The sequence below is a fragment of the Rheinheimera sp. genome (assembly GCF_036782235.1).
GTDB lineage: Bacteria > Pseudomonadota > Gammaproteobacteria > Enterobacterales > Alteromonadaceae > Pararheinheimera.
Window position 1 is genome coordinate 184257 of the sequence record NZ_DAIPZL010000001.1, and the last position, 14732, is coordinate 198988.

General features: G+C 52.1%; 11 protein-coding genes. 7 read left to right on the forward strand and 4 right to left on the reverse strand.

Annotation, left to right across the window (positions count from 1 at the left end; genetic code table 11):
- Positions 1 to 16 precede the first annotated feature (16 nt).
- Positions 17 to 772 (forward strand): tellurite resistance TerB family protein, encoded by a 756-nt coding sequence (locus V7P87_RS00790; protein WP_333795721.1) that lies wholly within the window; start codon positions 17 to 19, stop codon positions 770 to 772.
- Between the two features lie 81 nt (positions 773 to 853).
- On the opposite strand, the gene V7P87_RS00795 is transcribed toward V7P87_RS00790, so the two are convergent.
- The 3 genes from V7P87_RS00795 to V7P87_RS00805 are packed head-to-tail and all read right to left on the reverse strand — an operon-like array spanning position 854 to position 5436.
- Positions 854 to 1657: a hypothetical protein gene (locus tag V7P87_RS00795; RefSeq protein ID WP_333795722.1), complete on the reverse strand. Its 804-nt coding sequence runs from the start codon at positions 1655 to 1657 to the stop codon at positions 854 to 856.
- Complete coding sequence (gene glpK, locus V7P87_RS00800) at positions 1651 to 3150, reverse strand: glycerol kinase GlpK (protein ID WP_333795723.1); 1500 nt, start codon at positions 3148 to 3150, stop codon at positions 1651 to 1653. The genes V7P87_RS00795 and glpK overlap by 7 nt, the downstream gene beginning before the upstream one ends.
- Positions 3151 to 3168: 18 nt before the next feature.
- Positions 3169 to 5436, reverse strand: a complete 2268-nt coding sequence (locus tag V7P87_RS00805; protein ID WP_333795724.1) for a patatin-like phospholipase family protein — start codon at positions 5434 to 5436, stop codon at positions 3169 to 3171.
- Between the two features lie 351 nt (positions 5437 to 5787).
- Between V7P87_RS00805 and V7P87_RS00810 the strand changes: the two genes are divergently transcribed.
- From V7P87_RS00810 to V7P87_RS00830, 5 genes are all read left to right on the forward strand, one after another.
- Positions 5788 to 8313, forward strand: a complete 2526-nt coding sequence (locus V7P87_RS00810) for an ExeM/NucH family extracellular endonuclease (protein WP_333795725.1) — start codon at positions 5788 to 5790, stop codon at positions 8311 to 8313.
- Between the two features lie 46 nt (positions 8314 to 8359).
- Positions 8360 to 8953 carry a cohesin domain-containing protein gene (locus tag V7P87_RS00815; RefSeq protein WP_333795726.1) on the forward strand — a complete coding sequence of 198 codons (594 nt, stop codon included), beginning with the start codon at positions 8360 to 8362 and terminating at the stop codon, positions 8951 to 8953.
- 321 nt (positions 8954 to 9274) lie between these two features.
- Positions 9275 to 11596: a bifunctional diguanylate cyclase/phosphodiesterase gene (locus tag V7P87_RS00820; protein ID WP_333795727.1), complete on the forward strand. Its 2322-nt coding sequence runs from the start codon at positions 9275 to 9277 to the stop codon at positions 11594 to 11596.
- Positions 11593 to 12417 carry a DUF3034 family protein gene (locus V7P87_RS00825; RefSeq protein ID WP_333795728.1) on the forward strand — a complete coding sequence of 275 codons (825 nt, stop codon included), beginning with the start codon at positions 11593 to 11595 and terminating at the stop codon, positions 12415 to 12417. The genes V7P87_RS00820 and V7P87_RS00825 overlap by 4 nt, the downstream gene beginning before the upstream one ends.
- 25 nt (positions 12418 to 12442) lie before the next feature.
- Positions 12443 to 12880 carry a group I truncated hemoglobin gene (locus V7P87_RS00830; protein WP_333795729.1) on the forward strand — a complete coding sequence of 146 codons (438 nt, stop codon included), beginning with the start codon at positions 12443 to 12445 and terminating at the stop codon, positions 12878 to 12880.
- On the opposite strand, the gene V7P87_RS00835 is transcribed toward V7P87_RS00830, so the two are convergent.
- On the reverse strand, positions 12877 to 13629 hold the full coding sequence (locus V7P87_RS00835) for a substrate-binding periplasmic protein (protein WP_333795730.1): 753 nt from the start codon (positions 13627 to 13629) through the stop codon (positions 12877 to 12879). The genes V7P87_RS00830 and V7P87_RS00835 overlap by 4 nt on opposite strands.
- Before the next feature lie 112 nt (positions 13630 to 13741).
- On the opposite strand from V7P87_RS00835, the gene V7P87_RS00840 reads away from it, so the two are divergent.
- Positions 13742 to 14701: a D-2-hydroxyacid dehydrogenase gene (locus V7P87_RS00840; RefSeq protein ID WP_333795731.1), complete on the forward strand. Its 960-nt coding sequence runs from the start codon at positions 13742 to 13744 to the stop codon at positions 14699 to 14701.
- The last annotated feature ends 31 nt before the right edge of the window (positions 14702 to 14732 follow it).

The following is a 14732-nucleotide window of genomic DNA, read 5'->3' on the forward strand; positions in this document are numbered from 1 at the left end:
TTGGCAAGGAGCTTCTATGAATATGAAAAGCCTGTTAAATCAATTATTAGGTTCCGGCAGCGACCTAGTGCAAGGCAAAAGCAGCGGCCAGCAGGGATATGGCCACTCATCCTCACAACACTCTTCATCTTACGGTGCACAGCAGCAGTCAGGCAGCGATATCGGCTCGCAGTTGTCGTCTTTATTGTCGGGCAAAGGGGGCGCGGCGCTGGCCGGTGGAGCTTTGGGTTTATTACTTGGCAGTAAAAGTGGCCGTAAAATGGGCGGCAAAGTGCTGACCTATGGCGGACTGGCCGCTTTGGGCGCTCTGGCCTTTAAGGCGTATCAAAATTACCAGCAGCAACAGGGCACAACAGCCCAGTCCGCCAACCCGGCGCAGCCGCTGGCACAATTGCCGGCACCGGCGCAGGAAGCCCATAGCAAAGCCATTCTGGTGGCGCTGATTGCAGCCGCCAAAGCTGATGGTCATATAGACGCCAAAGAGCGCCAGCTGATCGACGGTGAAATTGCCAAAATCAGCAATGACAACAGCATCACACAATGGTTTGATGCTGAGCTGCAAAAACCCTTGGATCCGGCCGAGATTGCCCGTTATGCCACAGACGAGGCTATGGCCAGCGAAATGTTTTTAGCCAGTGTGCTGGTGGTGGATGAAGAAAACTTTATGGAAAAATCTTATTTGCAGGAGTTGGCGCGTCAGCTGCAATTACCGCCTGAGCTGCAACAAAGTTTAAGAGCACAGGTGGCAGAGGTGCGGCAAAGTTTGCAATAAGCAGCATCATTTCACCAACAATAAAGGCAGCCAATGGCTGCCTTTATTGTTGCTGTTGCTACATACTGTCAGGCAGCAGCACTACACGCCGGCCAGCAATACTTCCTGCTCCAGAAAATGTTTTGTCTGGCTAAAAGCCGCTTCCAACCCGAATAAACGATGTTTGGCTGCAAGCTGTATCGCTTTATCCAGATGGCTTTGTTGTTTTGGCAGACATTTAAAGCCGCTAAGCCAGGGCGTTAAATCGGGCGCCACCACAAACTGCACTTTGTCACCGTATTTTTTCTGCAGGCTGTCAAATACCTCAAGGCCGGCCGCATCAAAATCAAAAGCACAATAAATCTCCCGGTATTGCATCAACCAGTCGGTTAACAGCGCAGAGCCAATACGGGAGCCGGCCGCCAGCGCCACATCACAGTTATCCAGACGAAAAGGCTGTGCCAGCATCTGAGTGGCGAGCTGCAGCACCTTGGGGTAACAGAAAAAGTTTTCTTCATTTTCAATCAATAACAGTTTGGTCTTGGGCTGATAGGCCTGGGTTACACGCACAGCGCCGTTTTGTTCTGTGCTCGCCAGCACCAGATCCGGCCTGACATCAGGCAAAGCATTATGGTACAGCAACAGATAACAATAAGAAGTGACTGCCTGATGTGAATTGCCCTGCAAACTGGCGGTTTGTCTGTCCTGTGGCGCCAGGGCACTTTGCCATAACTGCTCGAACAGCGCCTGATCCAGCACTGTCACCTGCCATTTGCCTGCCCCTGTTACCTTCACTTTAAAAAGCTCACTGCGCCTTTGATAAAAACCAGGCGGCAGCAACTGCAGCAACTTGCTGTAATGCACTGCCTTGCCTTCTTTAATGTGCTGCAGGTATTTTTTTAACATGCCAGCACCTGAGCTACGGCCTGATGCCAGCCTTTCAGCAGTGCAGCACGCTGTGCGTCGTCCATCCGGGGTTCAAAACGCTGTGCTGTATCTGAGCGCTGCGCTGTATCTAAGCACTGCGCTGTTGCCGCTAAATCCGGATACCAGCCATAACTGATGCCCGCCAGCAGCGCCACACCATAAGCAGAAGATTCAGTGGTGGCCGGACGCAGCACCGGCAGATTTAATAAATCAGCCAGATACTGGCAGAACCAGTTGTTGACCACCATGCCACCATCAATTTTCAACGCTGTGATGCGGGCGCCATCCGCCTGCATCGCCGCTAATAAATCAACAGTCTGATACACCACGGCCTCCAGCGCAGCACGTGCCAGCTGTGCTTTGCCGGCGCCAAAGGTCATGCCAAGCACAGCGGCCCGCACATCAGCGCGCCAGTGCGGCGCGGCCAAACCGGTAAAAGCCGGCACTAAATACACACCGCCGTTATCCAGAAGCCCGGCAGCCAGAGTTTCAGTTTCGCTGGCACACTGGATCACACCAAGCTGATCCCGCAGCCATTTCACCGCAGCACCGGCGACAAAAATAGCGCCTTCCAGCGCATACAAAGTCTGGCCCTGCACTGTGCAGGCCACTGTGGTCAAAAGGTTATTCGACGAATACAGCGGTTTTTCCCCGGTGTTTAGCAGGGCAAAACAGCCGGTGCCATAGGTACTTTTTAACGAACCAGCGCTGACACACCCCTGGCCGATAGCTGCAGCCTGCTGATCACCAGCCAGCGCCAGCACAGGTATAGCATGACCAAATATGGCCTCTGCACAAAGCCCATAAAAATCAGCGCTTTGTTTGACCTGCGGCAAACAATTGGCCGGCACCTGAAACAGGCTCAGCAGGTCCTGATCCCACTGCAAACTGTGAATATTAAACAACATAGTGCGGCTGGCATTGCTGCTGTCGGTGGCATGCACAGTACCGCCGGTCAGCCGCCAGACTAAAAAACTGTCGATGGTGCCCACACAAAGCGCGCCGGCCGCCGCAGCCTCAGCCACCGCCTGGTGGTTTTGCAGTAACCAGTGGATTTTACTGGCCGAAAAATAAGGGTCCAGCTCCAGGCCGGTTTTTTGCCGTACCAGCGCCGCATGGCCCTGCGCTTTCAGCTCGGCACAATAAGCAGCGGTGCGCCTGTCTTGCCAGACAATGGCCGGAGCCAACACTTCGCCCGTGCTTTTGTGCCAGGCGACGGTCGTTTCACGCTGATTGCTGATGCCTATGCCTGCCACCTGCAATTGCTGTTGCTGTGCCTGTTTCAGGACATCACGGCAGACTTTGAGCACCGACAACCAGATGTGCTCAGCATCCTGCTCCACCCAACCTTGGTGCGGGTATTGGCAGTTCAGTTCCTGCTGCGCTTCGGCCAGCACCTGGCCTTGCTGATTAAATAACAAAGCGCGGCTGGACGAAGTGCCCTGATCCAGCGCCAGCATCACCTGTTGCATAATGGCTCCTTTGGCCTGTTAAAAACTCTGGCCAAGCGACAAATAAAAACGATAGGGCTGCTGCTCTGTGCTGGCCTGCGCCAGCCCATATCCCAGATACAAAGGCCCAAAAGGACTGTCCCAGCCGGCAAACACACTGCCGGCCCAGATCCAGTCGCCTGAATTGGTGGCTGTGGCCCGGCTAAAACGTGGCTGATACACAGCGCCGCGCTCCAGCGATGCGCCCAGGTAAAAAGGTGCATTAAAAAAGCTGAATTTGCTGTCACTGATCTGATACAAATACATCAGGCTGCCAAAACGTACTTCAGAGCCAAATAAATAAGCTTTGGGATAACCGGATAAATTAAACAACCCCCCCAGTGAATATTGCTCCAGCGCCAGCACACCGGCATCACCGTTAAAAGTGTCCCAGCGTAGCCTGCTGCGAAGCACGTGGGCACCAAACCGTCTTGCCCCCTGCAGATGCAACAGAGAGCTGACACTGTGGCTGCGGCTGTCTAACACATTGTCCTGCATCCGCTGCACTGTGGCTTCAAACCTGATACCCCGGTTTGGAAAACTAATGCTGTCGAGGTTATCCCAGGCATAACTGCCGGCCACACCGCGGCGCAAATAAGAAAAAGCACCAAAACCAAGTTCTGCCGCGACGCTGCCCGGCAAACGGTATTGGCCATCTTCCTGCAGCAAGCCCAGGCTGAATCTGCTGTGATCAGACAACTCATAACCAAAGTCTGTGGCCAGCAATAACTCTGAGTTACTGAGTTCACCATCCGACAGGCCCTGGTCATCCTCTAACCCCAATACAGTGCGCTGCTGCGCCAGTCTGGCTGCACTGTAAAACCCCGAAGCCCCCCAGGGCCAATATAATTCGGTGTGCAGGTTTTTATCGGTGCCAAGGGCAATATCGGTTTGCCACTCAGCGCCGTAAGCTGACAAGCCGGTCCACAAATAAGAGGCCGCCAGCTGGTAATTGTGGGTATTGCGAAAATCATCCTCGAGCTGCAGCCGGAAGTTCAGATAAGCCGGCCCCCAACTTTTTTCCAGCGCCTGCACTTTTAACAGTTGCTCTGCATCTTCGCCTCGGCTCAGACTGGAACTCACCCGCTCCAGCGTATCCAGACCATAAACACGGCGCAGTGCCTGATTCAGTTCATCCGGCGTCAGTTGCTGGCCAGGCGTTAAATTCAGCCGTTTTAATAACACCTCATCAGCCAGGCTGGTTTGGTTATCCAGCTGCACTTTGCTTAATTGCAGCTCGCTGTGACGGCGCGCCCTGTGTTGCTGCTGCCAGAGTGCATAAAGCTCTGGCTGGCTCAGGGCGGCAAAAGCATCAGCAGTAGCAACGGCCACCCTATCGCCAGCACGAATAGCTTCAGCCATGCGGCCAAACTCCAGGGTGCCAATTTGTTCCACCTTGGGTTTGAGCAAAATATCGCCAGGTGCCAGTAGCGCCAGCTGCCGCTCTACCGCTTCCCGCACTAAAAAACTGGTGAGTTGTTCGGTAATAGCCATGGCGCTATTGAGCTGATGTTGCTCCAGCAAAGGTGCATCTATAGCCACAGCAATAATTTTGTCGGCGCCAAGTTGTTTTGCCACACTGACCGGCAGGTTGTTGGCCACCCCGCCATCCACCAAAGAGATGCCACCCAGTTCCAGCGGTCTCACCACACCAGGGATCGACATTGAGGCCTGCACCGCCTGTAACAAACTGCCGCTGCCAAGCACCACTGCCTCTCTGTTCACCAGATTGGTGGCGACGGCGCGAAAGGGAATAGCCAGCGCGTCAAAACTGTGAAGTTCAGGCACCACGCCATAAGCATGGCGGATCAGCTCCGCCATCGCCTGACCATGCAGCACACCTTTGGGTAACTTCAGGCCAGACCCATCCAGCCCTAAATCCAGATTGATTGGAAAATCATCCCGTTGCTGCTTGCGTCGCATCGGCATTTCATCCCGCTCTACCCTGTCGCGAAAACCCTGACTCCAGTTGGTCTCAAGCAACATTTGTTCAATGGCTTGCGGGCTGTGGCCCAGGGCATATAAACCGCCGACATAAGCGCCGATACTGGTGCCGACAATCAAGTCGACCGGCACCTGTTGTTTTTCCAGCTGTTTCAGCACCCCTACATGGGCACCACCGCGGGCGCCACCACCTCCCAGCACCAGCGCTATACAAGGCCGGCCTTTTACCTGAGCGCAAGGACCGTTTTTGGCTGCGCCAGCGGCAACAGACCGCAGCGGCATCGCCAGCAAACTCAGCGCTAAAACGGCACAAATTAGCTTCATCATCAATCCCTTATGTCTGGTTGCTCCAGCTTAGCGGAGCCAGGCTGTTCTGCCAATTGCAGCAACACACAAAGCTTGATCTGAACGGGACAGCACGAAAAAAAATTTAATATTTTTTCAGCAACTGATCCGTCCAGTAAATCAACAATTTACCTCTTTCACTGTCAGTTTATTTTACAAAAACATGTAAAGGTTTTAAAAAGATTCATTAGGCTTTATTGAAATTGTCACAAATATTCTCTAACGTGCAGCGGCTAAATAAAAAGTAATGTTTTTTTGCGCAACTTTGCTGACAAAAAAATAAAAAATATTAACAACAGCCAACTCCAACAATTCAGTCATGGAAACCCTATGAACATTAAAATGCTCCTGCTGCCGGCGTTATTGGCACCGGCACTTCAGGCAGAACCGTTTTTTTCGGAATATGTCGAAGGCACGTCAAACAATAAAGCGCTGGAAATTTATAACCCGGCCGACACCCCACTGGATTTATCCGGTTATTCCATCAAAGTGTTTTCCAATGGGGCTGTCACTGCCGGCAAAACCATTAACTTGTCTGGCCAGGTGGCTGCAAAATCGGTGCTGGTACTGGTGGATACCAGTGCAGAACAGGCACTGAAAGACAAACAAACCTCGGCCAGCCTGACTTTAGGCTCGGGCAACTTTAACGGTGACGACGCCGTTGCTTTATACAAAGGCAGCACCTTACTGGATGTGATTGGCCAGATTGGTGTTGACCCTGGCACCAGCTGGGGCAGCACAGTGAAAACACTGGATACCACCCTTGTGCGTAAAAGCAGTATTGGCAAAGGCGACACTATTGCCGACGACGCTTTTGACCCGGCGCTGGAATGGGATGGCTTTCCGGTCAACACCTACAGCAACCTGGGTAGCCATGCAGGTGGCTCCGGCGGTGGTACAGAACCAGAACCGGAAGAACCGGTACCAACCCCAAGTTTAGGCAACTGTGGTGACGCTGCCACAAAAATCAGCCTGATCCAGGGCGCCACAGCTGTTTCGCCAGAAGTGGGCAAAACTCACGTGGTTGAAGCTGTCGTCACCCAAATTCTGCCAACGGCAAACGGCTTTTTTGTGCAGGAAGAAACAGCAGATCAGGACGCTGATGCCAACACTTCTGAAGCTATTTTTATCTACAACAGCGGCGTCACTGACTATCCACAACCTGGCCAGAAAATCCGGGTGCAGGGTGTCGTCGAAGAGTTTTTCACTAAAACCCAATTAAAACGCAGCACTGCCCTGCGCGACTGTGGTGTAGGTGAAACCATTGCTGCGCTGAATGTGACTTTACCTGTCAGCGACCTGAACCTGTGGGAAAGCATGGAAAGTATGCAGGTGGAGTTCAGCCAGAGCCTCACTGTGGTTGATACTTACAACCTTGGCACTTACGGTGAGCTGACCTTAGCATCTGAGCGGTTATTCACCCCGACCAATCTGTATCGTCCTGGCAGCGCCGAAGCTGTAGCACTGAGCGACCAAAACCGCCGGAATAAAATTGTGCTGGATGACCTGCAAAACGGTAAAAACCCGGCCAACATCATTTACCCTGCGCCTGGCCTGACGATGCAAAACCCGGTACGTAGTGGTGACAGCTTTAGCAATCTGCGTGGCACCCTGGATTACAGTTTCAGCGCCTGGCGTTTATTGCCAACCAGCGCCCCTCAACTGTTAACCACCAACCCACGCACCGAACAAGCGCCGCTGAAAAATACCGGCACTTTAAAAGTCGCCAGCTTTAACGTGCTGAATTATTTTAACGGTGACGGCGCAGGTGCTGGTTTCCCAACATCACGGGGTGCCAGTTCTTTTGCCGAGTTTGAACGTCAATCTGACAAAGTGATTGCCGCCCTGGCCGCATTGGATGCCGATGTCGTTGGTTTGATGGAAATTGAAAACGACGGTTATGGCAGCAGCAGCGCTATTGTGGATTTAGTCAGCAAACTGAATCAGCGCATGGGTGGCACTGTGTATCAGTTTGTGCAGGTTCCTGGTTTAACTCAGTTAGGTACTGACGAAATTGCCGTTGGCTTGATTTACAAAACCGCCAAAGTAGCGCCGTTGGGTGCAGCTGTGACGACCAGCAGTGGTGTGTTTGCCCGTGGCAACCGTCAACCGCTGGTGCAAAGTTTTAAACAACTGGCCAACAACGAAGTTTTTACCCTGGCCGTGAACCACTTTAAATCCAAAGGCAGTTGCCCAAGCGGCACCACCAGTCCGGATCGCGACCTGAAAGACGGTCAAAGCTGCTGGAATGCAACCCGGGTGCAGGCTGCAACCGAGCTGATGGCCTGGCTTGCCACCAACCCAACCGGCTCTGCTGATAAAGACGTGCTGGTGATTGGTGACTTAAACTCTTACGCCAAAGAAGATCCAATCCACGCTTTTGTCAGCAATGGGTTTATCGACTTAGTAGGTAAATATCAGGGCAGCCATGGATATGGTTATGTGTTCAGCGGTGAAAGTGGTTATTTAGACCACGCACTGGCCAGCACAAATCTGTCTTCTCAGGTGACTTATGCCACTGAATGGCACATCAATGCTGACGAGCCTATTTTGTTCGACTACAACGTTGAAAACAAAACGCTGCAACAACAAAACGACTTGTACCAGCCAACACAGTTCCGTTCTTCTGACCATGATCCTGTGGTGATTGAACTGGCACTGAAAACCGACAACCCTGCCGACTTTGATAAAGACGGTGATGTCGACAACCAAGATATCACACTGTTTAACAACCTGCTGCGTAGCGGCGCCGTGTTACCGCTGATCTACGACTTTAACAAAGATGGCAAAGTGAATTTGCTGGATGCCCGCGCTATGACAGCGCTGTGCACCTATGCCCGCTGTGCCATTAACTAACAGCGCCAGTAACTAACGGCACTATTTACAAACAGGAATTAAAAAAATGATGTTTAAAACTTTATTTGCCGCCGCGGCGCTGTTGTTTGCAACACAAAGCCAGGCCACTGTAATCAATATCCAGCTGGACAAAAGCCAATATGAAGTAGGTGACACTGTCAAAGCCGATTTATGGTTAAGCGACATTCAGGATCTGGTGACAGGTTTTGACGCCAGCCTGCTGTTTAACAGCAAGCTGTTACAGCTGCAAAACGTCAGCTTTGGCGACTTCCTGAGCATTCCTGCTGTTGGCAGTGATCGCGACTTTTTTGCCGATAACGGCAAGCTGACACTGTGGGAACTGTATTTTGGTTTTTCCACTGAAGATATGACCGATTTAGCAGCAGTGCAGCCAGGCACCAGCTTCCGCCTGGCCAGCATCAGCTTTACTGCACTGAAAAACGGTTTAGCAAAGCTGCAACTGGACTCAGCTTCTGTGGTGTATGAAGCGATTGGCAGCTCGCCTTATATGGATATGGAAGTACGCTCTGAGCTGGCTCAAGTGCAGATTGGTGATCAGGCCACTGCAGTTTCAGCCCCGGCGACCGCCTGGTTGCTGCTGCCAGCCCTGCTGCTGATGCTGCGTTTACGCCGCCGTTAAGCTGCAACGCTGCACAATAAAAAAACCGCCTGATGGCGGTTTTTTATTGTGCAGCTTTTACTCTAGAATTTTCACCGCAGAATTTTTGCCACGCCAATCTGCAGCACAAATTTCACCAGTATCGGGAAGAATCACTTTATCACGGTCTTTTTACCGACTTTTTATCCTCTTTACCGCGCCTTGCGTTGAAAGCCATGCCCGGACAGCCTATGGTTATACCACTTAACACTAAGCTACTGAAACAGCTCAGATGTTCGCTGCAGTAGTACCCATTATGTTATGCTTTGCCCTCAGTAAAAAATGCCGGTCTGACGAGGTCTCATGTTTGACTCTTTGCGTGTTCGCCTGATTATTCTGTTTACCGGGCTGCTCAGCCTGACAACAGTCGCTATTGCCATTGCCACCTTAAGCGCGATGAAAAGGGATAACTACAGCGAAGCACAACAAAGTTTGTCAGTGGCCACCAAAGTATTCCAGCAGCTGTTGAGCAACCGCTCAGAGCAGCTGAATACCTCAGTGCGTATTGTCGCCAGTGACTTTGGGTTTCGCCGTGCCGTTGCCACCTCAGAGCAGGACACTATCAGCTCAGTGCTGGAAAACCACGGTGATCGTATTCATGCCAGCCTTGGCATGCTGCTATCCCCCCAGGGAGAACTGCTGGCCAGTACACAAAACCAAATCAGCCAGCAACAAATTCAGGCACTGGCTCAGCAAATTAAACAAACAGGCCGCCAGGGTTATACCGATATAGTGCTGCTGGGGGACGATGCCTATCAGCTGGTGATGGCACCTGTACTGGCACCACAGCTGATCGCCTGGGTGGGCATGGGGTTTTCACTCGACCAGCAACTGGCGTCTCAAATTAAAGGGGTGACTGAGCTGGATATCAGCTTTCAGCGCCGCGATGGCAATGGCATGCAACCGCTGGCAGCCACAGTGCCGCTGCAACTGGCGGCTGAACTTGCCGCCAGCGAGCTTCAGATGCAAAGCGGGCTTTTTGCCGACAGTTTTCCACAGTATTTAAATCAGGCGGTGGCGCTTGATCAACCCCAGCAACTTTTTGCTTATCTACATTTAGCCACCAGCCGCTGGCGTGAAAACTATCAGCAGGCGCGCACCCAGTTGCTGATTATTTTTGGTCTGGGTTTGTCGCTGGCACTGCTGCTGGCTTATGTGGTGGCGCGTAGCATCACCCATCCGCTGAAACAACTGACAGAATTTGCCCGTAACATAGGCCAGGGTTTGCCGGCGCAACCGCCTGCAGTGCATAAAGGTGAAGTAGGTTTATTAAGCCAGACGCTTGGCAAAATGCAGCTGGATATCAGCAAAAGGGAACAACAGATTTTATTCCAGTCACAGCACGACGGTCTGACTGGCCTGGCCAACCGCAGTCTGGCTGAACTGCAGCTACCGGACTTGTTAAAGCTGCCACAGGCACAGTTGCTGCTGGTGAATATCAAAGACTTTAAGCATATCAACGATACCTTTGGTTATCACAATGGCGACTTGTTATTGCAACAACTGGCCAGGCGGCTGGAAACTTGTTTATTAACACCTTTATTGATTGCCAGGCTTGGCGGTGACGAATTTTTATTATTACATCAGCATCAGCTCAATCCCCAGCTGTTACAACAGCTGACCCAGCAGCTGTCGCTGGACTACAAACTACAGGATTCCAGCCTGAATCTGACACTGGCGCTGGCTCTGTATCAACCCAACAGCGGGGAGCCTGTCAGGGCCGGTGACGCGCTGCGCCGGGTGGATATTGCCATGATGCATGCAAAACAACAGGCAGGTCATCTGGCCTGGTATCAGAGCGGGCAAGACGAAAGCCATCAGCGCGAACTGACTATACTGCGTGATTTACCCTTGTCGTTACAAAGCGGCCAGATGTTTGTCGTGTACCAGCCCAAAGTGGAAGTGCAGCAACAAAGCTGTCATAGCGCCGAAGCGCTGATCCGCTGGCAACATCCACAACTTGGTTTTATTCCACCGGATGAATTTATCCGTCTGGCTGAGCACTCAGGCCTGATAGCGCTGGTCACCGACTGGATGATCGATCAGGTGATGGCACAACTGGCGCGCTGGCAACAACAGCAAATGCTGGTGCAGGTGGCCATTAACCTCTCTGCCAACGATTTAACCAACCCAGAGCTGCCGGCCAAGCTGGCGGCCAAACTGCAGCAATTTGGCCTGGGTGCACAGGCCCTGGCGCTGGAAGTGACCGAGGGCGCCGTGATGCAGGAACCCCAAAAAGTGATCAACATCTTAAGCCAGTTGCGCAGCATGGGCATTCAGCTGGCCATTGATGACTTTGGTACCGGCCAGTCGTCGCTGGCTTATATTAAAAGACTACCGGTGCATGAAGTGAAAATTGACCGGGCTTTTGTAAAAGATATTGAACATAACCAGAATGATGAACTGATAGTGGCCGCCACCACTCAGCTGGCGCATGGCCTTGGTCTGCTGGTCACAGCTGAGGGTCTGGAAAACCAGGCGGGCCTAACCAAATTGCAGCAACACGGTGTCGATAAAGTACAGGGTTATTATTTTTCCAAACCTTTAACGGCAGAGGCTTTCCATCAATGGCTGCTGCAATTCCCAACACAGCACCAGGGATATTTTGAGGAGAATGCCGGATGAAATATGCAGCATTGTGGCTGCTGGCGCTGGCGTTGCCGGTGCAGGCTGGCAGCAAAATTATCGCCACAGGTGGAGCCACCAGTATTGAAGGTGCCGCCGGCGGTGGCATTGTGCCCTGGGCCGTGATCAATGGTTATGCCAGCAGCGAACAATGGTCGGTGCTGGCCTTTAACAATAATGTTGGCGTCGATGACTTCAGCCTGCATAGCTACGGTGTGGCTGCCAGTTATAACAATCAATGGGAATTGTCTTATACCAGACAACAGTTTGACCTCGATACGCTGGGCGGTGAGTTACAGCAGGATGTAATAGGCCTGAAATACCATATTGCCGGTGAGCTGCTTTATAGCCAGATGCCACAGCTCAGCGCCGGCATTCAGTATAAAAAACACCGTAACTTTGCCCTGCCCTTTGCGGTTGGCGCCAAAGACGACAGTGACATTGATTATTATCTGGCCGCCAGCAAAGTGTATTTTGCTGCTGTGGCCGGGCGTAATCTGCTGCTGAATGCAACCTTACGCGCCAGCCGCGCCAATCAGATTGGTTTATTGGGGTTTGGCAGCCAGACAGATCACAGTTATCAGTGGTTATTTGAAAGCTCGGCCGCTCTCTTGCTGACACCACAACTGGCGGTTGGCGTTGAGTTCAGGCAAAAACCCAATCAACTGGCTTTTGCCGATGAGCAGCACTGGCGTGATATTTTTGCCGCCTGGTTTATTAATAAAAATTTCAGTCTGGTGGGCGGTTATGTTGACCTTGGCCGTATTGCCGGATTTTCAGAGCAACAAGGTTATTATCTGGCACTGGAAGCCACATGGTAAGCCGCGGCCAAACAGGAACAATACAATGACCATTAAACTCACACCGCTGCTGACTGGCCTGGTGTTATGCCTGAGCCTTGCTGCCTGCAGTCAAAAACCACAGGCGCCGGATCAGCTTTATCAGGCACTGGGGGCACAGGCGGGGCTTGAACAGCTGGTGGACGGCCTGCTGCAGGAAATAGAACAAGATAAGCAAATAGTGCATCATTTTCAGGATACCGATATCCCGAGGTTTCGCCGTTTGTTGATAGAGCAGTTGTGTGAACTCAGCGGTGGGCCCTGCACTTACACTGGTGCCACTATGCAGGAAAGCCATACTGGTTTTCAGATCAGCCAGGCAGATTTTGATAATCTGGTCGCTCATCTGATGAAAGTGATGCAGCAGCAGAAGATTGATATCAAAGCGCAAAATCAGCTGCTGGCGTTATTGGCACCTATGTATCAAGAGGTGGTGTACCGTTAGTCCGGTGCTTTTTCTGCGACTTCGCTAAAGCGGGCCTGCTGATACAAAACCGCGTTATTAAACAAAGTTTTTAGCCGGCCCGACTGATACAACCTTAGCATACCCTCGTCATAAGCCTTGGCCAGCAAGCGGCCCTGTAAGTCATCGCGAAACACCGGATACATAGCTCTGGCCTGATGCAGCTCTATGGCGGATAACTGCGATTGCAACGCCACAGGCACATGCATCTGATAACTGATAAAAGCCTTTAACCTGCCATGTACCAGTAACTGGAAACCTTCGGCATGGCTGGCCACTTCATAAGCCTTCACCTGTACCGGCAGATATTGATCAAAATCATAACCCAGCACCCAACCGACCGGCTGGTCAGCAAGTTCGGCCAGCGACGCCAGCGCAGACATGCTGTAAACATTCACACTGGGGTCATAGTCCAGATGCCAGCGTGGATAAAACCAGCCACTTTGTACCGTTTTATAATCGCAAATCAGGATATCGGCACGGCCCGCCAGAAAACTATGTTTTGCTCTTTTCCAGTTGCTGACCCTGATATGCATTTTTAAATCAGGTTGGTTTAACGCTTCACGCAAAATATCAAAATACAGCCCAGAGCCATTGGCATGGGTATAACCCGGCCATTCGCCGGCTGTCACTACGATAGATTTTGCCTGATTCATGCCACTAAACAGCAGCAGGCTCAACAGCACTGCAGCTCGGAACTTCAGAACAACACAGCTTGGCAGAGAATTCATGACCACCAGAACACCGGCCGAAACGCAGCAACCGGATAAAAATGGAAAAATTCCTTTATTGATAGGCGTTTCATCTGGTAAAAGCAAGATTTTACTGCTACCGGACACAAAAATGCACAAAATGGTTTTTCTCGATGCAGCCAGCCTGCCGGGTGTTGATTTGACGCCACTGCAACAGCCAGGCTTTGAGTTGCACACTTATCCGTACAGCAACAGCACAGAGCTGGCCGAGCGGCTCTGTGGTGCCTCAGTCGCCATAGTGAATAAAGTGGTGTTGGACGCCCAAATTCTGGCCACTTTGCCAGATTTAAAACTGATTTGTGTCACGGCCACAGGTATCAATAATATCGACCTTGCCGCCGCCAGCCGTGCCGGCATCCGCGTCTGTAACGCCCGGGATTATGCGCTGGATGCAGTGCCACAACACTGCATGGCGTTATTGCTGGCGCTGACCAATCAGCTGCTGCCTTATCAAAACGCCATTGCCCGCGGCGACTGGAGCAAAAGCTCGCAGTTTTGTCTGCTCGACTACCCTATCCGTCAGCTGCGTGGTTTAAATTTTTCGGTAATTGGTTATGGTGGCCTGGGTCAGGCGACAGCGGCGCTGGCGCGCGCTTTTGGCATGCAGGTGCTGATTGCAGAGCGACCAGATGCACTCGACATCAGGCCAGGCCGGGTGTCTTTTCGCCAGGCGCTGGAACAGGCGGATGTATTGTCGCTGCATTGCCCTGCGACGGCCGATAACCGCCATTTGCTGAACGCCACTACGTTGGGCTGGCTTAAACCCGACGCCCTGCTGCTGAACACAGCCCGCGGCAGCCTGATTGATGCAGTGGCGCTTGCTGCAGCGCTGAAAAATCATCAGCTGGCTGGGGCAGCGCTGGATGTTCTGGATCAGGAGCCGCCTGCGGCCGATCACCCGCTACTCGACCCGGGCATTCCAAATTTATTGTTGTCGCCCCATGTGGCCTGGGCCAGCGGTCAGGCGATGCAGGCACTGATTAACCAGACTGCGGAAAACATCCGCGCCTGGCAACAACAGCAGCTGCTGCGCTGCTGCAATCAACCTTAAGATTCGTTAACATAAGTTGCTGAACTATCGT